This is a genomic window from Streptomyces sp. EDA2-14 (assembly GCF_054963755.1).
On sequence record NZ_JBUEGE010000001.1, the window covers coordinates 638,052 to 658,177 of the forward strand.

The following is a 20,126-nucleotide window of genomic DNA, read 5'->3' on the forward strand; positions in this document are numbered from 1 at the left end:
CTCGATCAGGACCCCGACCTCAGTCCACCTCGGCGACCGCCTCCGCGAACTGCGCCTCGTACAACCGCTGATACGCCCCGCCGGAGGCGACCAGCGCATCGTGGGAGCCCTGCTCCACGATCGCCCCGTTCTCCATGACGAGAATCGTGTCCGCGTCGCGAATCGTCGAAAGGCGATGCGCGATCACGAACGACGTCCGGCCGGAGGCCAACCGCGCCATCGCCTTCTGGATCAGCACCTCGGTCCGGGTGTCGACGGAGGACGTCGCCTCGTCGAGCACGAGGATCACCGGGTCGGACAGGAACGCCCGCGCGATGGTGATGAGCTGCTTCTCACCGGCGCTGACGCCCGTGCCCTCGTCGTCGAGCACGGTGTCGTACCCGTCGGGCAGCGTCCGGATGAACCGGTCGGCGTGCGCGGCCTTCGCCGCCTCCTCCACCTCCGCACGGGTGACCTCCTTCGGGGCGCCGTACGCGATGTTCTCCGCGATGGTGCCGCCGAACAGCCAGGTGTCCTGGAGCACCATGCCGATCCCGGCGCGCAGTTCGTCGCGCGACATCTTCGCGATGTCGACGCCGTCGAGCGTGATGCGCCCGCCCGTGACCTCGTAGAACCGCAGCAGCAGATTGACCAGCGTGGTCTTGCCCGCGCCCGTAGGACCGACGATCGCCACCGTGTGACCGGGGTCCGCGGTGAGCGACAGGTCCTCGATGAGCGGCTTGTCCTTCTCGTAGCGGAAGGCCACGTGCTCGAACTCGACGTGCCCGCGCAGGTGATCGGGCTTCTCGCCCGGCACGGGGTCGGCCGACTGCTCCTCCGCGTCCAGCAGTTCGAAGATCCGCTCGGCGCTCGCCACACCCGACTGCACCAGGTTCGCCATTGACGCGACCTGGGTCAGCGGCATCGAGAACTGCCGGGAGTACTGGATGAAGGCCTGGACGTCACCGATGGAGAGCGAACCGCTCGCCACCCGCAGCCCGCCCACCACGGCCACCAGCACATAGTTCAGGTTCGAGATGAAGAACATCAGCGGCTGCATGATCCCGCTGTTGAACTGGGCCTTGAACGCGGCCTGGTACAGCTCCTCGTTCTGCTCGGCGAACTGCTCGGCCGACTCCTTCTGCCGCCCGAAGACCTTCACCAGGTTGTGCCCGGTGTACATCTCCTCGACGTGCGCGTTCAGCGCGCCGGTCGCCCGCCACTGCTGGACGAACTGCGGCTGCGCCCGCTTGCCGACCTTCGCCGCGACGAGCACCGACAGCGGCACCGTGACGAGCGCGACCAGCGCGAGCAGCCACGAGATCCAGAACATCATGGCGAGCACGCCGATGATCGTGAGCAGCGAGTTGAGCATCTGGCCCGTCGTCTGCTGCAACGTCTGGCCGAGGTTGTCGATGTCGTTGGTCGCCCGGCTCAGCACCTCGCCGCGCTTCTGCTTGTCGTAGTACGACAGCGGGAGCCGCGACAGCTTCGCCTGGAGGTCGCCGCGCAGCCGCGCCACGGCCAGGTTGATCACCCGGTTCGCGATCCGGGTGCCGATCATCATCGCCAGGCCCGCGCACGCGAACACGGCGAGCCCGAGCAGCAGCACCTCGCCGATCGCGGTGAAGTCGACGCCCTGGCCCGGAGTGAAGTCGACGCCGCCGAGCATGTCGGCCATGCCGCCTTCACCCTTGGCCCGCAGGTCCTCGATGACCTGCTCCTTGGTCTGCCCGGCCGGCAGCTGCCCGCCGATGACCCCGCCGAACAGCAGGTCGGTGGCGCGGCCGAGGATCTTCGGCCCGACCACCGAGAGGGCGACGCCGATCACGATCGCGACCAGCACCGCGGTCCCCGCGGCGCGGTGCACGGTGAGCCGCTTCAGCAGGCGCTTGCCGGACCCCTTGAAATCCATCGAGCGCGCGCCCGGCGCGCCCATCGCTCCCGGTCCAGCCATCAGGCCGCCTCCGCTTCCGTCAGCTGGGAGAGCACGATCTCCCGGTACGTCTCGTTGTCCGCCATCAGCTCGTGGTGGCGTCCGGTGCCGACGACGCGGCCCTCGTCGAGCACGACGATCCGGTCGGCGTCGCGGATGGTGGCCACGCGCTGGGCCACGATCACCACGGTCGACTCGGCGGTCTCGCTGCCGAGCGCGCGGCGCAGCGCCGCGTCGGTGGCGTAGTCGAGCGCGGAGAACGAGTCGTCGAAGAGGTAGATCTCCGGCCGCTGCACGAGCGTGCGGGCGATGGCGAGCCGCTGGCGCTGACCGCCGGAGACGTTCGTGCCGCCCTGGGTGATGGGCGCCTCAAGGCCGCCCTCCAGCCTGCTGACGAAGTCCTTGGCCTGCGCGACCTCCAGCGCGTGCCACAGCTCCTCGTCGCTCGCGTCCGGGCGCCCGTAGCGCAGATTGCTCGCCACGGTCCCGGAGAAGAGGTACGGGCGCTGGGGCACCAGCCCGACGGTCCTCGCCATCAGGTCGGGGTCGAGCCCGCGCACGTCCTCGCCGTCGACGTAGACCGTCCCGGCGGTGGTGTCGTAGAGGCGCGGTACGAGGCCGAGGAGCGTCGACTTCCCGCTGCCGGTCGAGCCGATGATCGCGGTGGTCTCGCCGGGCAGCGCGGTCAGGTCGATGCCGCGCAGGATGGGCTCCTCGGCGCCGGGGTAGCCGAAGTCGGCGCCCCGGATCTCCAGGTGCCCGCGGCGGCGCAGCTCGCGCACGGCGGCCTTCGGCGAGGGCGGCACGACGCTGGTGTCGGTCGACAGGACTTCCTGGATGCGCTCGGCGCAGACCTCGGCGCGCGGCACCATCATGAACATGAACGTGGCCATCATCACGCTCATCACGATCTGCATCAGATACGCGAGGAACGCGGTCAGGTCACCGATCTGCATGCCCCCGCTGTCGATGCGGTGCGCCCCGAACCAGACGACGGCGATGGACGCGACGTTCACGATCGTCATCACGAACGGGAACATCAGTGCCATGATGCGCCCGGTCGCGAGGGAGGTCTCGGTCAGATCCCGGTTCGCGGCTCCGAACCGGCCCTTCTCGAAGTCGTCCCGCACGAAGGCGCGGATCACGCGGTTGCCGGTGATCTGCTCGCGCAGCACCCGGTTCACGGTGTCCAGCTTGACCTGCATGGACCGGAACAGCGGCCGCATCCTGCGGATGATCAGCGACAGCACGATCGCCATCACGGGCAGCACGGCGAGCAGCACGCCCGACAGCGGCACGTCCAGGCCGAGCGCCATCACGACGCCGCCGACGCACATGATCGGCGCCGAGACCATCAGCGTGAACGTCATCAGGGCCAGCATCTGGACCTGCTGCACGTCGTTCGTGGTCCGGGTGATCAGCGAGGGGGCCCCGAACTGGCCGACCTCGCGCGCGGAGAAGGACTGCACCCGGTCGAAGATCCCGGCCCGGACGTCGCGCCCGAGGGCGGCGGCGGTGCGGGCGCCGTAGAACACGGCGCCCATGTTGCACACCACCTGGGCGACGGTGACGCCCAGCATCAGGGCGCCGTACTCGAGGATGTAGCCGGTGTCGCCGTTCACGACACCGTTGTCAATGATGTCGGCGTTCAGAGTGGGCAAATACAGGGAGGCGCAGGTCTGCAGGAACTGCAGCAGCACCAGCAGCCCGATGGGTTTCTTGTACGGACTGAGGTAGGTCCGCAGAAGTCTTATGAGCACGCTCGGTCTCTCGGTGTCGGCGGTAGGGGGAGAGCGGTGTTCGGGGAGGGGGATCGATCAGCGCCGCCACGGAAGCGGCGACGCATGGACCCCTATCGTCGAACACTCCACCCGCGTTACCTCAACCGAATTAACCCAAGAGCGCTCAAAGGTTCGAGAACGCGCCAGGATGGATCTGTTCCCGCACGGCCCTGTACTGCTGGCGCACGGCCTTGCCCACCGGCAGCTCGTCACCCGCCTCGAAGACCTGGGCGGACGCGCCCTGCCACTGCGGCAGTTGCCCGTTCAGCGCCCACGCGGCCTGCCGCGCCGCGCCGATCGCCGCGTAGTCCGCGGGCTGCGGCACCACGACCTGCGCCTCGAACAGGGCGGGCGCCACGCTCTGCACGGCATGCAGATCGGCGGCGGCCCCCAGCAGGAACACCCGCCCGATCTCCACGCCACGCCCGCGCAGCACGTCCATGGCGTCGGCGAGCCCGCACAGCATCCCCTCGAAGGCGGCCCGCGCCAGGTGCTCGGGCTTCATCGACTCCCGCCGCAGCCCGCTCAGCGTCCCCGCGGTGTGCGGCAGATTCGGCGTCTTCTCGCCCTCCAAGTAGGGCAGGAGCACGAGTCCGTGGGCGCCCGGCGTCGACTTCATGGCCAGCTCGGACAGCTCCTCCAGGCCGCCCTCAAGGCCCAGCATGTCGACCGTGCCGCGCAGCGCCCGCACGGCGTTCGCCGTGTGCACCACCGGCAGGTGCATCCCGGTCGCGTCGGCGAGCGAGGTGATGGAACCGCTGGAGTCCACGAGCGCCTCGTGGTGCACCGCCATCACGGAGCCCGAGGCCCCGAGCGAGACCACGGCGTCCCCGGCCTGCACGCCGAGCCCGAACGCGGCAGCCATCGTCTCCCCGGTCCCGGCCGAGATGACCAGGCCCTCCGGGGTCCGGCCCGCCGCCTCGCCGGGGCCGATCACCTCCGGCAGCACCGCCCGGTGCCCGAGTGCCAGCTCCACGAGATCGGGCCGCCACGCGGCGTTCGCCGCCGACCAGTACCCGGTGCTGGAGGCCCCGCCGCGGTCCGTGGTGCGGCGCGCGGGCCGGCCGAGGAGCTGCCACACCAGCCAGTCGTGCGCCTGCATGAGGGTGGCGACCTGCTCGGCGTTCTCCGGCTCCGTGCGCGCCAGCCAGCGCAGCTTCGCGACCGGCAGCGCCGCCTGCGGCACGCTCCCCACGGCCTCGGCCCACGCCTCGCGCGAGCCCAGCCGGTCGATCAGGTCCGCGGCCGCGACCTGGGCCCGCTTGTCCGCGCCGACCATGGCGGGGCGCACGGTGTTGCCCTGCGCGTCCAGCGCCACCACCGTGTTCTGCTGCGCGGAGACCCCGATGGCCTGCACGCCTTCGAGCAGCCCGCCGCCGGCGGCCTCGCCGAGCGAGAGCAGCCACGCCTGGGGATCCACGTCGGACGGCCGCCCGCCGCCCTCCGGGGCCTCCAGCGGGTGCGGGGCGTACCCCTGCCGCAGCACGGCCCCGGTGTCGGCGTCACAAACGACAATGCGCGTAAATTCGGGCGAACTGTCCAGCCCGGCGACTATCCCCATGACAGAAATTCTGCCGCACCGCCGGAGAGTTCTGTGCCGTCAGGTGCTTCTCGCGGGGGCCGGGGCGTCAGGTGTTGCTGGTGCCCCAGTCGTCGGTCGTCCCATCGTCGGTCGTGCCGCCGCGCTCGCGCAGCGTGCGCACCCGGTCGGCGACCGAGTCCGGAACCCGGCTCTCGACCTTCTCGCTCACCGAGTGGAATGCCTTGCCCGCGACGTTGCGCGTCTGCTGGGCCGCCGACTCCGCCGTATTGCGGACGGCCGGGTTCTGGGCGATCTCGCGCGCGGACTTCTTGAGCTTCTCGTAGCGCTCCCGTCCGGCCCTCGTGCCCAGTACGTAACCCAGGGCCAGACCGGCGATGAATGTGAGCCGATAGCGCATGGTCGGCCACCCTTTCCGTAGCGAGATGTGGAGGTCGATGCGGTCGTCGTGGGACTTGTTGATCGCCGAGCGGGGTACCGATTGGCGGAGCACCCCCCTCCTTGCGCTAATGTATGTGTCGCAGCGAGCGCGCGCCGCCCGGCAAGTACCCGGGTGGCTTCGTTCGAAGCAACGAGGCATTCCCCTGTAGCTCAATTGGCAGAGCAGTCGGCTGTTAACCGGCAGGTTACTGGTTCGAGTCCAGTCGGGGGAGCTCGGTCTCCTGTAGCTCAATTGGCAGAGCAGCCGGCTGTTAACCGGCAGGTTACTGGTTCGAGTCCAGTCGGGAGAGCTGTGAACAAGACCCTTCGGAGCACACTCCGGAGGGCTTTTTCTTGTCCGGTGGAACCGACCGTGCGCGTGGGGAGTCCTCAAGGTCGTACAGAGCCGGACCATCCGAGGCAGCAGATCGTATGAGCGGCTATGCTGCGGCAGACGGCGCGCACACTTGTACGCGCCACGCCGAGACGGGGCGGTAGCTCAGCCGGTTAGAGCAGCGGACTCATAATCCGTCGGCCGTGGGTTCGAGTCCCACCCGCCCCACCGCGCGTACGCGGCGCAGAAACGATGCGAGCAGCACGTACGTAACCCGATGGCCCGTCACGGAAATCCGTGACGGGCCATCGGTCATTCGTTCGTCGGGCGCGATGTCCCGCGGCGGGTCAGTCGGCCAGTGGGTTGAGGGTCATGGGCTGGATCCTGCCCTCCAGCATCTCGCCGAGACCCTGCACCGCGCAGACGTCGGGGCGCTCGGCGATGCGGACCGGGACGCCCGTCGCGTCGCGCAGCATCTGGTCGAGGCCGGGCAGCAGGGCGGAGCCGCCGACCATCATGATGCCGCGCTCCGCGAGGTCCGCGACCAGATCGGGCGGGCAGTCGCGCAGCACCCTGCCGATGCCGTCGAGGACGGCGGTCAGTGGGGTGTGGATGGCGCTGCGGACGGCGGCGGTGTCGACGTGCACCGAGCGGGCCAGGCCCGTCGCCACGTCACGGCCGTGGATCTCGGTCTGGACCGGGCCCTGCGGGGTGAGGCCGTTGCCGCTCAGGGCGAGCTGCAGGGGGCGCACGGACTGCGAGGGGAGCATCAGCGCGTGGTGCTGGCGCAGGTGCTGGACGACGGCGTGGTCGATGGCGTCGCCGCCGACGGGGATGCGGGCCGCCGTCACGATCGAGCCGAGCGAGAGGACGGCGATCTGGGTGGTGGCCGCGCCGCAGACGATGATCATCGTGGCCTCCGGCTGCTCCACCGGGAGGCCGCAGCCGACCGCGGCCGCGATCAGTGTGTCGACCAGTTCCACGCGGCGGGCGCCGAGGCCGACCAGCGTCTCGACCGCAGCGCGCTGCGCCAGCGGGTCCGCGTCGTGCGGCACGGCGGCCGCGGCGCGCAGCCGGGGCTTGCGGCGAAGGGCGCGGCGGAGCTTGTCGCCGAGCAGGTGGCGCAGCATCCGCTGGGCCATCTCGATGTCGACGACCGTGCCGCCGGAGACGGGGCGTACGACGCGGATGTAGCCGGGGGTGCGTCCTGTCATCTTCTCGGCGAAGTCGCCGACCGCGATCAGGGCGCCGGTGCGGGTGTTGACCGCGGCCGCGCTGGGTTCGTCGACGACGAGTCCCACACCCTTCACGTACACGCGGGTGCGCGCCGCACCCAGGTCGACGGCGAAGTGGCAGCGGCGCAACTGCTCCAGACTGGCGGTCATGGCAGATCCTCCCGAGAGCGCGGACCGTGGTGGGCTCGCCGGGTGGCGACCCTTCTGGCATCGTGCGGTCGCGCGCGGGAGGGCGCGCGCTGGAATAGGCCAGGTGGGTCCGGAAACACCGGGGCGCCGCCTCCCGTGGGACGTGGGAGACGGCGCCGCTTCGGTGTCCGACGGTGTTACACCAGCCAGCCGACGAGGTGGGCGAGGCCGGCGAGGATGTCGGTGATGACGTTCATGTGTCGCGTTCTCCTAGCGATGATGCAGAGTGCACCGGTGATGCAAAGTGCATATGGGACTTGGGACTTGAGATGTGCATCGCGATGCGGTCGCTACGGTCTGCAGCCCGTTGCTTGCGCACCGTAAGCATCGTTGTTCACGTACGCCCCATGCAAACTCTTCGGCGACGATCACCTGTTCAAGGGAACAACTGCGCCCCCGTTCGTATCCGGTGTTCGTATTGCGTGTTCTTCTTTTTGACTGGTCCTCAGGAGTGATTTCCGGCCTCGTACCAGCGCTGGAGCAGTCCCCACGTGAACTCCGCCCGCACCTCGCGCGGCGTCCCCGACGCGTCCGGGGCACGGAACGCCAGGCCCCAGCGGGTGGGCGCCGAGCCTTCGAGGGGGCGGGCCGGGGCGAAGGCGCGGGCCGCCTCGTCCACCGTGCACGACCAGGGCGTCAGGTCGGCGACGGTGCGCAGCTTTGGGCCGGGCGCACCGGGGGCACGGATCAGCCACTCGTTCCAGACCCCGCCCGTGGGCGCGAGCAGCACCTCGAAGCGCAGGTCGGGCCAGAGCGGAACCGGCCACAGCAGCGCCTCGCACTCCAGGTCGCCGACCGTGCGCAGCAGGGTGCGCTCCGGCGTGCCGAGCACCGACCGGTAGCGGGCGACCGCCCCCTGCGGATGGCGGGAGCGCAGCTTCGCCTGCCAGCGCCGGTTCGCCTCCCGCATGTCGGCCACGGAGACACCGAGGTCGGCGCGGGCGGTCTCCACCAGCTCCGGATTGTGGTCGGCCATGCGGCGCAGCAGGACCAGTTGGAAGTCCAGTGGGGTGAAGGGCTCAGCTGGTGCGGGCATGCGCCCCATGGTGGCGTACGTCGCCGGGGGCCCGCCCGTCCGGCAGGAACAGCACCGAGTTCACGTACCGCGCGCGGCGCGCGGCCGGGGTGAGGGCGCGGCGCAGCAGGCCCTGCGAGGCGATGTGCGCGGTGCCGCGCTGATGGGCCGCCAGATCGTAGGAGGGCAGGGGCAGCCACTCGGTGTCCGGAAGCACCCAGCCCTCGTAGCCCTGCGCGCGCAGATGGTCGACGACCGGGGCGATCGGCTGGATGCGGGTCTCCAGCTCGACGAAGAGGGCCGGCCGGTCGTGGGCGAGCAGGGTGCGGGCGCCCCGCAGCACGTGAAGCTCCGCCCCGTCCACGTCGACCTTGATGAAGTCCACGTCGCGCAGCGCGAGTTCGTCGAGCGTCACGCAGGGGACCGCGCGGCCGGTGGTTGCGTGCAGGCCGTCGCGGCGGACCAGGGAGGACACGCCGCGTTCGCCGCGCTCGTCGTGCGGGGGCTGCCACAGCGGGGCGGAGCCGGTGCGGTCGCTGGCCGCGGCCCGCACCACCCGGACGTTGGCGGGCGCCGCCGCGGCGAGGACACGGGCCAGGTGCGGCACCGGTTCGAGGGTGATCACGCGGCGGGCGCGGGCCGCGAGGCGGTGGGTCCACGGGCCGTACCAGCCGCCGACGTCGACCGCGGTGCCGCACGCGCCCGAGGCGGGCAGCATGTCGGCGAGCCGGGCCAGCTCGGGTTCGAAGCGCGGGTACAGGGCGCGGGCCGTCGCGGCGGTCAGCCGGGCGGGCAGCACGGGGGCGATCCGGGCGGCGAGGGTCGTCATGGGAGCGCCCGTTTCACCTGCTCCGCCTGTTGCAGGAGCTGCTCGTGCTCGCCCTCCGGTACCTGCTCGCCGGACGAGGGCAGCAGCTGCGGGATGCCGTCGACGATGGGGTAGCGGCGGTGCAGGCGGGGGTTGTAGAGGCAGCCCCCGGCGACGTCCTCCTCCGGCGCGGGGAGCAGGAGCAGGGGGCCCTTGTCGAGCGGGCAGGCGAGGAGTTTCAGGAGCGGGTCGTCAGGGTTCATTGGGGAGCAGCTCCCTCGGTTCCTGGTCGGGTTGTGCAGGGGTGTCGTGCTTCGGCATGAGGAGGAGCACCGCGACCGCGAGGGCCGTGCCCGTGACGCGCAGCGCGAGGCGCACCGGCTCGTGGGGGAGCGATTCACCGAACGCGAGCGTGCCGAGGACGGCCGTGAACAGGCAGGTCACCGTGGTGCACACCGGGACGATCAGCGAGGCGCGGCAGCGTTGCAGGGCCGCCTGCGACATGACGAGCCCGAACGCTCCCGTGCACATCAGCAGGTACGGGTACGGGGAGGCGAACACCGCCGGGACGTCGGGCAGGATCCCGGACACGCCCTTGATGGCGAGCGAGCTGACCCCGTAGAGCAGGCCCACCGCGACCCCGTACTCGACGCCCGAGGACGGCTGCCGGTGGCGGTTGCGCGCGCGGCGTTCGGCGGCGGCGTACAGCGACAGACCCGCCGCGAGCGAGGGCACGCACACCAGGAGGATCAGGGGTGCGGGGGAGCCGTGGCCCACCGCGTCCGAGTCCTCGCGCAGCGAAAGGACCACCATGAGCAGCGCCGCCAGGATCGCGGCGATGGCGTACCGCTCGCGGCCCGAGGTGCGCTCGCCGAGGAGCCGGGCCGACAGGAGCAGCAGCAGGACGAGGCCGGAGACGAAGATGCCCTGGGCGGCGGCGATGGGAAGCGTCCGGTAGACGGCCAGTTGGGCGCCGAAGCCGGAGGCCAGGGCGATGGATCCGGCCAGCCACAGCGGGCTCGTCACCACCTGGCGCAGCAGGTGTGCGGGGCGGCGCACGCTCACCTCGGGCAGCCGGGTGAGGGCCCGCTTCTCCAGGACGAAGCCGACGCTGTAGAGCGTGTTGGCGAGCAGTGCCGCGCCGACCCCCCATGCCACGGCGGGCATCACGGGTCACGTCCTTCGCGCGTGCAGGAGGAGGATCGAGGCGAGCGACGGCGCCGCGCAGGCGAGCCGGTCGACGGGGCGCAGCGGGCGCGGCACGCCGTGGAACGGCGCCCCTTCCATACGTACGACCTCGAAGCCCGAGGCGGCGACGAACTCCCGCAGGGCGCGCGGCGTGTAGAGGCGCAGGTGGCCGACGACTTCGGTGCCCGGCCTGCCGTGGATCGCGCGCAGGCTCACCTCGGAGAAGACGGGCTGCACTCCGGCGAGCAGCAGGGCCCGGTTGTACCAGGCCGCCAGATTCGGGGTGGACAGCAGCAGATGGCCGCCGGGGCGCAGGACGCGGCGGATCTCGTCGAGCGCCGCGTCGGGGTCGACGAGATGCTCGACGACCTCGGAGAGCAGGACCGCGTCGGCGCACCCGTCCGCGAACGGGAGCCCGTGACCGGTGAGTTCACCGCGTACGACATGGGGGATGCGGCGGGCCGCGCGGCGCAGCGCGTCCTGCGACCAGTCGACGCCGACGAGGCGGTGGCGGTCGCGTCCGGGCAGGAGGCGGGCGGTGGTGGCCGCCGCCGTGCCGTCGCCGCAGCCGATGTCCAGGACGGTGGCGTGCCGGGTGCCGGACAGGGCGGCGGTCAGGAGGCGGGCCTGGCGGACGGTTCTGGGTGTGCCCGAGGCCACCGGCACGTCCGGGTTTTCGTAGAAGTCCCTCAAGTCCGCTGGTGTGTGCGTGAGTTCGGGGTGCGTGGTCATGGTGCCTCCTCCTGCGTCGCGTGGAGGTGCTGCTCGAACAGGTCGCGCAGGCGGGCCCCGTCGCCGGGCCCGAGCAGGGTGCGCGACCAGCGCAGGGCCAGGTGGAGCCGGCCCGCCGTGGACGCCGTCGTGAAGGTGAGGCCGCGCGGTGTGCGGGCCGGGGCCGAGAACCAGACGGCGCGGGCGCGGCCGCCGTCGCCGAAGTCCAGCGGGTACGGGATGCGGCCGATGTTGCTGAGCAGGGTGGTCGACGTCCAGGGGGCGGCCGCAGTGCGCAGGGTGCGGGTGGCGGCGGCGCGCCAGCTGACCGGGGCGTACGGGCTGGTCAGCAGGGCTGCGCCGTGTCCGAGTTGGGGGCGTGGCTGGGACTTGAGGGCCGTGGTGCGGGTGGCCGTGAGGCGGAGGAGTTCCGGGGTGGGCGACGTCAGCTCGTCCGGGGTCAGGGCCACTTCGACCAGGCGGGTGCCGTTGCCGATGGGCATCGTCGCGTCGCGGGGGCGGTCGTCCACCGGCATCGTCACGCGCAGGGGGCGGCGGGTGTGGTGGGTGCCGTGCTCCTCGTTCCAGTCGGCGATGGTGCGGGCCGTGGCCACCATCAGCTGGTCGTTGACCGTGTACGGGGCGCCCTTGGGGCGGCGGGGCACGGTCAGTTCGGTGACCAGGAGGCCGTTGCCGGGGCGGGGGTCGGGGGTGCCGCGGGAGACGCGGGCCGGGCGGGACCAGGGGGACGGCCGGCCCTGCGGAGGGGCGGTGGTGGCCGGGGCCTGTTGCGGGGCGGCGGGGGGTGGGGAGTTGTCGCGGCCTCCGTAGAGCTCGGCGGCGGTAGCCACGACGCGCAGGCAGGCGGGGCCGTCCAGGGCCGTGTGGTTGATCGTGGCGAACAGCACGGTGTTGCCGGTGTGCGGGTCCTCCACCGCCTCCAGGCGGACGGGCGGTGAGGCGGTGAGGGGCGGGGCCTCGGACAGGGCGCGGGTGCGGGCCCGGGCCAGGGCGTCCGGGGTGAGGGCGGGGAACGAGACGGGGGGTGTGTCCGCGGTCGGGGTCAGCTCCCACTCGTAGCGGCTGCTGTACCAGTGGCGGGGGGCCTCGCGCATCAGGATGCGGGGGTGGCGGTGGAGGGCCTGCGTGAAGGCCTCGGTGAGACGGGTGGGGTCCAGGCGGGCGGTGAGGTGGATCTCTATGTGGACGGTTTCCGGTTCCCGGTCCTGGAGGCAGTGGCGGGAGATCTCGTCGACGGTCGGAAACGGGATCCGCTTGCCGCCGGGGGAGCGGGTGGGGTGGTCCAGGGCGGTCACGGTGTCCTCCCTGTGGGTGGGGTTTCGGCCGACGGGGGTGACGCCTCGGGGCTCTGCCCCGGACCCCGCGCCTCAATCGCCGGCGGGGCTTCAGTGGCCGGTGGGTCTTCAGTGGTCGGTGGGTCTTCGCCTCCGGTGGTTGCGGGCTCGGGGCTCTGCCCGGGGCCCCGCTGCTCAATCGCCGCAGGGGCTTGAGTGGTGACCAGTGCGGCGAACAGGGCGATGAGCGCCAGGAGTTGGGCCGCCGTGCTGTAGGCGCCCGCGCCCTCACGTACGGGTACGCCTGCGCCCGTCGCCGCCACCACGCCCGCCGCCGCCATCGTCACGAAGGCGAGCGGGACGAGGAGCGCGTGGCGTTTCCAGGCGAGGAGGGCGAGGGCCGGGACCAGGGCCGCCCAGAAACCGGCGATCACCGCGCCCACCGCCGTCAGCAGGAGCGTGCCGATGATCCAGCCGGGGGCCGGGGGCGGCTCGGGGGGTGTCTGTTCCCTTTCCTTGCGGCGCCACAGGCACAGCGCGCCGAGCAGCAGGAGCGCCGCGCCGGACGCGAACAGGCCCACCTCGTAGGTGCGGGCGGGGGCGTAGGAGAGTTCGATCGTGCCGCTCGCCCCGCCGGGGACCAGCCAGGCCTGCTGCCAGCCGTCCAGGCGCAGCGAGGTCAGCTTCTTGCCGTCGAGGGTGGCCTGCCAGCCGTCGTTGGCGTTCTCGTACATGGTCAGGTACGTCGACTCGCCCGCGTCGACGTGCACCTCGCGGCGGTCGCCGAGCCAGTCGCGGACCGTCAGGCTGCGGGAGGTGGGGTCCGCCTCGGTGGTGGCCGTCGTGTCGGTGAGGCTCGCGTCGGTGAGGGAGAGCGGGCCGTTCCCCGATGCCTTCAGGGTGTGCCGGCCCGCCGGGAGGTCCAGCGTGTCGTCGCACAGCTCCACCGTGACCGGTCGGCGTTCCGTCAGATCGCGCACGGTGCCGGAGGCGGACGTCCGGTGGCGGGTGCCGTCGATCGTGACGGTGGGGCCCTTGCCGCAGGGGAGGCTGAACCTGCGGTCGGGCGCGGGCTGTTCGACGCGGTAGGCGTCGAGCGTCGGGATGTAGGCCTCGGTCAGGCCCACGGGGAGTTGCAGGTCCTCGTCGGCGACCGGGTTGTGGAGCTTGAGCGGGGCCGTCTTCGTGATCGTGACGTCCAGGCGGTCCGTGGTGATGCGGTCGAAGCGGGCCACGCCGTTCTCGTCGACCCCGGCGACCGCCGCCCCGTCCGGGCTGCTGATCTCGATCTTCTCGGGGCGGGTGGACAGGCCGCCGGCCGCGGGAAGCACGAGGGTGGAGACCTTCCGCTTGCCCTTCCAGCGCAGGTGGATCGTGGGGTCGTCGCCCGCGATCCAGGCCGTCGTCAGATCGCCGTCGGTGAGGTTGCGGGGCGTGGTGTTGAGGCCGAGCGCGGCCGTGGAGTCGGCGGTCGCCCTGATCTCCCGGCGCTGATCGGGCGCCACGTCGTAGAGGAGCTTGTCGAGGGCGGGTCCCGGTGTCGGGGCGGCCGTCGCCGTGAACGTGTACGTGCTCTCGCCGCTCGTCGTGAAGACGCGGTCGAGGCCGTTCTCGGTGTCGGTGAGCGTGAGGGCGCCGTCGCTGGTGGCGCGGTGGAAGGAGAACTTCTGGGCCTGCGTGGAGTCGGCGGGCAGGCGCAGCGCGCGGGAGACCTTGACGCCGGGGATGTCGACGGACGTGAATCCGGCGCCGGTCAGCCCGGGGCGGGCGCTCTGGGTGTCCAGGATGGTCACGCGCAGCCACTTCGCCTTACCGGCCGGGGCCTTGATCCACTGCGCCTTGTCGGTCGGCCGGATGTCGGACGTCGTCGCGCCCTTGTCCGTCTCGACCCGTACGCGCGTCGGGGCGGCCCGCACGTTGTCCTGCGGCAGCGGTGTCGTGCGGATCATGGCGGGGATCCGGGTCGGCGCGGTGAAGTCGACGCGCACCCATTCGCCCTTGCCGGAGTCGGCGGCGCCTTCCGCCCACGCCGTGTCGGGGTCGCCGTCGAAGGCGTTCACCGGGTCGAACTGGGGCAACTGAAGCAGCCAGTTGCCGCTGGAGGACGCCGTGACCGAGCGGGCGCCCTGGATGTCGGCCGTCGTCTGGTGACCGGTGCCGTCGCTCGGCAGGATCTGCTTCGGCGGTTCGTCCGGGTTCTCGGAGGCGTTCGGACTGTTGCGTTCCGTCGGCGTGTACGGGTACGAGGTGTTGGTGTTGACCAGGCCGAAGCGGGTGTCCGCGCGGCGCAGTCCGTCGGCGGCGACACGCAGCGCGGGCTCGCCGATGCCGGGGTGGTTGTCGCCGGTGAGCACCGCGGGACGGTTGCGGAAGTCCGGGTCGCCGGCGAGCCGGAGCAGGGCCTCGGGGCCGCCGCTGACCTCCGTCGTGTTCCCGACCGGGAGCAGACCCGCCGGTCCGGGGCGGTCCGCGGTGGCCCGCGGCGCGTAGATCTCGACGGCGCGGCTGCGCGGGTACAGGCCCTCGACCTGGACCGGCGTCTTCTCCGCGATGCGGCCGCCGGTGACCTGAGGGCCGAATCCGGTCACCCGGTGGTAGCCGGACTCGGTGAGGGTGCGCTTGACCGTGGCGGTGGGGACGTAGCCGAACTGGTCGGGATCGAGGTCGTTGCGTACGACGACGTAGTAGAGGCCCGCACGGCTCAAGTAGTCCTGAAGTCCCGGTACTTCGACGCCGCTCATCAGCGCCTGCTCGACGGCGTCCATGGCACGGCGGTTGCCGCGCGCGCCGAACGGGACGAAGTCGCGCTGCGCCCAGCGGGATTCGGCGAGCACGTCGAGCGGCTGGTCGATGGGGGAGCCCCAGGTGTAGATGCCGTGGGCGGTCGCGGGCACGACGAGGGCGCGGGAGTCCGGCGAGTACTTCTTCAGCCAGTCGGCCGTGGTCTCCCAGTACGTGGGGAGCTTCTGGAACGCACCCGGTTGCAGGATCGAGCCGTTGAGGTACGGCCACGCGAGTCCCGGCACGATCAGGATCGCCGCGATCAGTGTGGCGTGGCGGCGGACGCGCAGCGGTCGCGCGCCGCGCGGGTCGGCGGCCACGCCGACGAGGTGGACGATGCCGAGCACGAGGGCGAGCGCCAGGCCGGTCTGGAACTTGTAGATGTTGCGGAACGGGGCGAGGCCCCCGTCCAGCCACGACTGCACCGTGTCGTGGAAGGGGGCGCCGAGCGAGCCCCCGTACCCCGCGAGGGTGATGAGGGCCGCCGTCATGACGGTGAGCAGCAGCCAGCGGCGCTCCGGGATGTCGCGCCTGGCCAGGCCGGCGAGGCCGATCGCGGCGGCGAGCGCCGAGCAGACGATGACGACCACCGACGTGGCCACGGCCCATCCGGCGGGCAGCCAGGCCTCACCCAGGTGCAGATACGCGACCCAGTTGCCGGAGCCGCGCAGGGTCTCGGTCGCCGACATCGTCTCGGTCGTGGTCTGCGCGCTCTCCACGAACGGCAGGAAGTTCTCGCCGTGGATGCCGAGCAAGATCAGCGGGATCGTCCACCAGGCCGTCGCGAGGACCACCGAGGGCAGCCACCAGGCGAGTTGTCGGCGCATGCGCGGGGACGGTGGCCGGGAGATCAGGTACAGGCCCACGGGGAGCAGGGACGCCAGCGTCGACGACGCGTTCACGCCGCCCATGAACGGGACGAGGAGCGCCGAGCGGGTCGCCGAGATCCGTGCAGTCGTCCGGGGGTTGGTGAGCGGCAGCAGTACCCACGGCAGGAACGCGCCCGGCAGCGCCGCCGCCGACGTCGAGCCGACGACGATCGTGAACGTCGGCCACAGCGCGTACGCCACCGCGCCGAGCAGCCGGCTGCCCGGGGTGCCGACGCGCAGACGCTCGGCCAGGCGCAGGGCGCCCCAGAAGGCGACGGTCACGACGATCGACAGCCACAGCCGCTCGGCCAGCCACACCGGGATGTGCAGCAGATCGGTCAGGCCGTAGTACGGCAGCATCGGAAACGCGTAGCCGATGTACTGGTCGGCGATCCCGCCGAAGCCCGCCCTGTCGTGCCACAGCTCCCCGAGGTCGCCGAGGAACTTCCACGGGTCCTGCGAGACGCCCAGCTTCGTCTCGAACGTGGCGCGCCCCGGCTGCACCGCGCAGAACGCGACGAACAGCACGGCCCAGAACGTCAGCAGCCAGCCGCGCGAGCGCGGGCCCGGCCCGGGGTCCGGCTGCTGCGCCGCGGCGGGTGGGGCCTGGACCATGGTCGTCATGGGGGACACCGCCTGAGGATGAGGAGGAGGTTCCAGGTCGCGAACTCGCGCACGCCGGGGACCCGCGTGACCGCCTCGGCGAGGAACGGCCAGTAGCGGGAGCGCGCCGCGACGACCGTCACGTCGTCGCGGGCGCGCACATGGCGCAGGGTGGGACCGATGTGGTGGGCGAAGAGGTTCTCGCCGAGGGTGTGCTTGGGCGCCCTGCCGGTGCGCCGCCGGTAGCGGGTCTGCGCGCGCTCGGCGCCCAGATAGTGCCAGGGCGCCCACTCGTGACCGCCCCACGGAGACAGCCAGTTGGTGAACGCGAGGTAGATCAGCCCGCCGGGCCGGGTGACCCGGACCAGCTCGCTCAGGAACGTGTCGCGGTCGGCCACGTGCTCCAGGACGTTCGAGGAGAACGCGACGTCCACCGACGCGTCGGGCAGCGGCAGCAGATAGCCGTCCGCCCGCACCGTGCCGGCCGGCGGATCGGGGCCGAGCTCACGGGTGTCCGGCTCGCAGAGGACGGCCTGCGCGCCGCGCGCCCGGAACTCGCGGGTGAAGTGACCGCTGCCGCCGCCCACGTCCACGACGACCTTCCCGGCCACCTTCCCGTACGCCTCCACCTGGTCGGCGGCGTCCCGTGCGAGCAGCCTGTAGCACGTCTCCGGGTCGCGCCGCTCGCGCAGGAACGCCCTGAACAGGGTGAGGGAACGGTTCAGCGAGGGGTCCTTCAGTCCGGCCGCCGTCATGGGGCCCAGCCCCGCACGGCCTCCGCCGCGACCGCGCCGAACTGCCGCACGGTGTGCGCCCAGCGGTAGCCCGCCGCGCGCTCGCGGGCCGCCTTGCCCATCAGCTCGCGGCGGTGCCCGGACAGGGCGAGGGTGCACCAGGCCGCCGCGAACGCCGACTCGCCGCGGGCGAGCAGCCCGGTGGCACCGTCCTCGACGGAGTCGCGCACGCCGGGCACGTCGAAGCCGACCGCGGGGGTGCCGCGGGCCGCCGCCTCCGTGATGACCAGGCCCCAGCCCTCGACGGCCGAGGGATGCAGCAGCAGCCAGGCCTCGCAGAGCAGCCGGTGCTTCTCGGCCTCGGAGACATGCCCGGTGAACTCGACTCCCTCGCCCGCGAGTTGCCGCAGGCGAGGGCCCTCAGGGCCGTCTCCCACGATCACGAGCCGGCCGCCCGTTACCGGGCGCACCCGCTCCCACAGGCGAAGGAGCAGATCGATCCGCTTGTACTCGACGAGCCGGCCCATCGCGAGGAACAGCGGGTCCGGGGAGCGGTCCGCGCACGGGCCCGGCTCCTCGACGCCGTTCGGCACCAGGCGGATCCGGTCCTCGTCCACGCCGATGGCGTGCAGCGCGTGCGCCGTCGACGGCGAGACGGCCACGAGCAGATTGCGGCGCTGCGCTCCGGAGAGCGCCCAGTGTTCGAGTCTTCGGCCGAGGTGGGCGGCGGGCGCGAGCGGTCCGCGCAGGCGCATCCGCCACAGATCGGTGTGGACGTGGTTGACCAGGCAGATCGTGGGGCCGCGGTGCCACAGCGGGGCCAGGTACGGCATCCCGTTGCAGACCTCGACGAGCAGATCGCAGTCGCCGACCTGGCGGGCGAACGCGGAGTGCGCCCGCAGGTAGTGGGCGCGCTCGCCGCCGGCCGAGACGACGCGGTAGTCGCGGAAGGCCGCGGGGCCGCCGCACAGCAGCGTCACCTGATGGCCCTTGCGGGTCAGTCCTTCGGCGAGCCGGTCGACCAGCAGCTCGGAGCCGCCCGCGGCCGGGTTGCCGAGGTCGCGGTGGGCGAGGAAGACGATGCGGCGGGGGTGTGGGGGGTCGTGCTGCGGATGCCGCGCGCCGGAGGACGGTGCGGCGCGCAGCGACAGGGGCACGTGCTGGGGCATCGTTGCTCCAACTCGTCGGACTTACGCGGGTGTTCGAGCGCACTTGCGTGTACTGGGAGGTACGGTGCCGAGGCTGTGCGGGGCCTGTGCACGGGGTGGGGAGGGACAGTTTTCGCCCCGCTGTTCGATGCGGCTACTCACCCGCGTGACAAGTTTGCGCCCGATATGAACTGACGTACCGTCACATCGTGGATGTTTCCAGGGTCGTCGGGGACGTATCGGGATCCGGACGCATCGACCCTTCCGGATCCCGCCTGCCACCCCTGCCCCCTACGACGAACACCAGGCCCACCGCCACGAGCAGCACACCCAGACCGCCCAGCACCACCGGCAGCGTCCTGCCGAGCAGGACGAGCCGGTCGTTGTCGTCCTGTGCGAGCGCCACCTGGGCGCGCTGCGTGGCCGGGGTGAACGCGATCCTCCGGCTGTCCAGGAGCACCGCCGCGTCCTTGTCCTGCCCCGGCGCGCGCAGCGTCTTGCGGGGGCCGATGGACGCGTACAGGACCCGGCCCGTGCGCTGGTCGGCGACGAGCTCGATGCCGTGGTTGGCGTACCACTCCTCGGCGAGGACCTGGCCCTTGCGGGGCTGGCCCACGATCCGGCCCGGTACGAGGCGGGAGCCGGTCCTGGCGGGGGAGACGGTGCCGGTGAACCGGTAGCCCTCGTAGCCCTGCACCTTGGTCACGCCGCTGAAGCGGAGCGGGACCGTCGCGCCCAGGGTGTTGTCCCACCAGGTGTAGGTGCGCTTTTGCACGTCGAAGGGGAACTTCAGGTAGGCCTCGCCGCTGAACTCGGGCTGCTCGCCGCAGCAGTGCACGGGAGCGTTGGTCTTCCGGTCGGTGACCCAGCGCTCCAGCGTCCACTGCAGCGCGTCGTGCGGATCGGTCGCGGGCAGCGTCTTCTCGGTGTCGACGGACGTCGTGACGTCCCACACCGCCCGGCCGCTGCGCTCGCTCGCGGCCACGTCGCCGCGGGCCTGTCGGGTGATGATCAGCTTGCGGTCGCGCACGGTCCTGATCTTGTCCGTGTCGAAATAACTGCCGGTTCCGGTGAACACGGTCGTCGTGTCGACGTCGATGGGATTGCGCTCGGCGCGCGGCTCCACGTACCAGGCGAGCATCCCCGCCAGGACGAGCAGGAACGTGCCGAGACCTGTTGCTACCAGCGAGAACGGTGAGGCAGTACGGCGCATCCGGCACTCCTGGGAGGAAGGGCATCCGCGTTCTTTCGCGGTCGGCCGGTTATGGGCCGGGAACCGTAGACGCACCCTTGACGGAGTGTCAACGCCGTGCGGAGACTGGCTACTTGGGACGCGCGGTGTGTGGCGCGTCGCATCGCACGGGTGGGGAACGACCTCGGGACCACGGACGAGAGGCTGACCCTGCGATGAACCGACTGCTCGCCGCCGCGCTGTCCGCGGCCACGGGAGCCGCGCTCGCCCTCGCGGCCGCCTTCGGCGTGCTCGCGTTGATCAACGCGACACCGGACCAGCCCAACACGCCCCTGGTGACCTTCGAGACGCCCGACCAAGGGCGCTGA

At 71.9% G+C, this 20,126-nt stretch carries 16 protein-coding genes and 3 tRNA genes; 4 read left to right on the top strand and 15 right to left on the bottom strand.

Annotated features, from left to right (window positions below):
- Nucleotides 1-19: 19 nt before the first annotated feature.
- The 4 genes from ACY34M_RS02755 to ACY34M_RS02770 form a co-directional block, all read right to left on the bottom strand.
- The gene (locus ACY34M_RS02755; protein ID WP_462717410.1) at nucleotides 20-1,936 is read right to left on the bottom strand and encodes an ABC transporter ATP-binding protein; all 1,917 of its coding nucleotides are present in this window, start codon (nucleotides 1,934-1,936) and stop codon (nucleotides 20-22) included.
- Nucleotides 1,936-3,675, bottom strand: a complete 1,740-nt coding sequence (locus tag ACY34M_RS02760) for an ABC transporter ATP-binding protein (protein ID WP_462717411.1) — start codon at nucleotides 3,673-3,675, stop codon at nucleotides 1,936-1,938. Before ACY34M_RS02760 ends, ACY34M_RS02755 begins: the two co-directional genes overlap by 1 nt.
- A gap of 145 nt (nucleotides 3,676-3,820) precedes the next feature.
- Nucleotides 3,821-5,257, bottom strand: a complete 1,437-nt coding sequence (locus ACY34M_RS02765) for a xylulokinase (protein WP_462717412.1) — start codon at nucleotides 5,255-5,257, stop codon at nucleotides 3,821-3,823.
- A gap of 67 nt (nucleotides 5,258-5,324) precedes the next feature.
- Nucleotides 5,325-5,729, bottom strand: coding sequence for a YtxH domain-containing protein (locus ACY34M_RS02770; RefSeq protein WP_462717413.1), 405 nt, complete (start codon nucleotides 5,727-5,729; stop codon nucleotides 5,325-5,327).
- An 87-nt stretch (nucleotides 5,730-5,816) separates the two neighbouring features.
- On the opposite strand from ACY34M_RS02770, the gene ACY34M_RS02775 reads away from it, so the two are divergent.
- The 3 genes from ACY34M_RS02775 (at nucleotide 5,817) to ACY34M_RS02785 (ending at nucleotide 6,218) form a co-directional block, all read left to right on the top strand.
- Nucleotides 5,817-5,889 (top strand) — tRNA-Asn (locus ACY34M_RS02775).
- Between the two features lie 5 nt (nucleotides 5,890-5,894).
- Nucleotides 5,895-5,967 (top strand) — tRNA-Asn (locus tag ACY34M_RS02780).
- Nucleotides 5,968-6,144: 177 nt separating this feature from the next.
- Nucleotides 6,145-6,218, top strand: a tRNA-Ile gene (locus tag ACY34M_RS02785).
- Between the two features lie 119 nt (nucleotides 6,219-6,337).
- On the opposite strand, the gene ACY34M_RS02790 is transcribed toward ACY34M_RS02785, so the two are convergent.
- The 11 genes from ACY34M_RS02790 to ACY34M_RS02840 form a co-directional block, all read right to left on the bottom strand.
- Nucleotides 6,338-7,375, bottom strand: coding sequence for a rod shape-determining protein (locus ACY34M_RS02790; protein ID WP_462717414.1), 1,038 nt, complete (start codon nucleotides 7,373-7,375; stop codon nucleotides 6,338-6,340).
- Between the two features lie 484 nt (nucleotides 7,376-7,859).
- Complete coding sequence (locus ACY34M_RS02795) at nucleotides 7,860-8,459, bottom strand: hypothetical protein (protein WP_462717415.1); 600 nt, start codon at nucleotides 8,457-8,459, stop codon at nucleotides 7,860-7,862.
- A complete protein-coding gene (locus tag ACY34M_RS02800; protein ID WP_462717416.1) occupies nucleotides 8,434-9,258 on the bottom strand; it encodes an FkbM family methyltransferase in 825 nt (274 codons plus the stop codon). The genes ACY34M_RS02795 and ACY34M_RS02800 overlap by 26 nt, the downstream gene beginning before the upstream one ends.
- Nucleotides 9,255-9,500 carry a Trm112 family protein gene (locus tag ACY34M_RS02805; protein WP_462717417.1) on the bottom strand — a complete coding sequence of 82 codons (246 nt, stop codon included), beginning with the start codon at nucleotides 9,498-9,500 and terminating at the stop codon, nucleotides 9,255-9,257. Before ACY34M_RS02805 ends, ACY34M_RS02800 begins: the two co-directional genes overlap by 4 nt.
- Nucleotides 9,490-10,404, bottom strand: a complete 915-nt coding sequence (locus tag ACY34M_RS02810; RefSeq protein ID WP_462717418.1) for a hypothetical protein — start codon at nucleotides 10,402-10,404, stop codon at nucleotides 9,490-9,492. The genes ACY34M_RS02805 and ACY34M_RS02810 overlap by 11 nt, the downstream gene beginning before the upstream one ends.
- Nucleotides 10,405-10,410: 6 nt before the next feature.
- Nucleotides 10,411-11,157, bottom strand: coding sequence for a class I SAM-dependent methyltransferase (locus ACY34M_RS02815; RefSeq protein ID WP_462717419.1), 747 nt, complete (start codon nucleotides 11,155-11,157; stop codon nucleotides 10,411-10,413).
- Nucleotides 11,154-12,452: a condensation protein gene (locus ACY34M_RS02820; protein ID WP_462717420.1), complete on the bottom strand. Its 1,299-nt coding sequence runs from the start codon at nucleotides 12,450-12,452 to the stop codon at nucleotides 11,154-11,156. The genes ACY34M_RS02815 and ACY34M_RS02820 overlap by 4 nt, the downstream gene beginning before the upstream one ends.
- Nucleotides 12,449-16,705, bottom strand: a complete 4,257-nt coding sequence (locus ACY34M_RS02825; RefSeq protein WP_462717421.1) for an alpha-(1->3)-arabinofuranosyltransferase — start codon at nucleotides 16,703-16,705, stop codon at nucleotides 12,449-12,451. Before ACY34M_RS02825 ends, ACY34M_RS02820 begins: the two co-directional genes overlap by 4 nt.
- A complete protein-coding gene (locus ACY34M_RS02830) occupies nucleotides 16,702-17,439 on the bottom strand; it encodes a class I SAM-dependent methyltransferase (RefSeq protein ID WP_462717422.1) in 738 nt (245 codons plus the stop codon). The genes ACY34M_RS02825 and ACY34M_RS02830 overlap by 4 nt, the downstream gene beginning before the upstream one ends.
- The gene (locus ACY34M_RS02835; protein WP_462717423.1) at nucleotides 17,436-18,587 is read right to left on the bottom strand and encodes a glycosyltransferase family 4 protein; all 1,152 of its coding nucleotides are present in this window, start codon (nucleotides 18,585-18,587) and stop codon (nucleotides 17,436-17,438) included. Before ACY34M_RS02835 ends, ACY34M_RS02830 begins: the two co-directional genes overlap by 4 nt.
- A 181-nt stretch (nucleotides 18,588-18,768) precedes the next feature.
- Complete coding sequence (locus ACY34M_RS02840) at nucleotides 18,769-19,779, bottom strand: PorA family protein (protein ID WP_462717424.1); 1,011 nt, start codon at nucleotides 19,777-19,779, stop codon at nucleotides 18,769-18,771.
- A 194-nt stretch (nucleotides 19,780-19,973) separates the two neighbouring features.
- On the opposite strand from ACY34M_RS02840, the gene ACY34M_RS02845 reads away from it, so the two are divergent.
- Nucleotides 19,974-20,126, top strand: a complete 153-nt coding sequence (locus ACY34M_RS02845; protein ID WP_462717425.1) for a hypothetical protein — start codon at nucleotides 19,974-19,976, stop codon at nucleotides 20,124-20,126.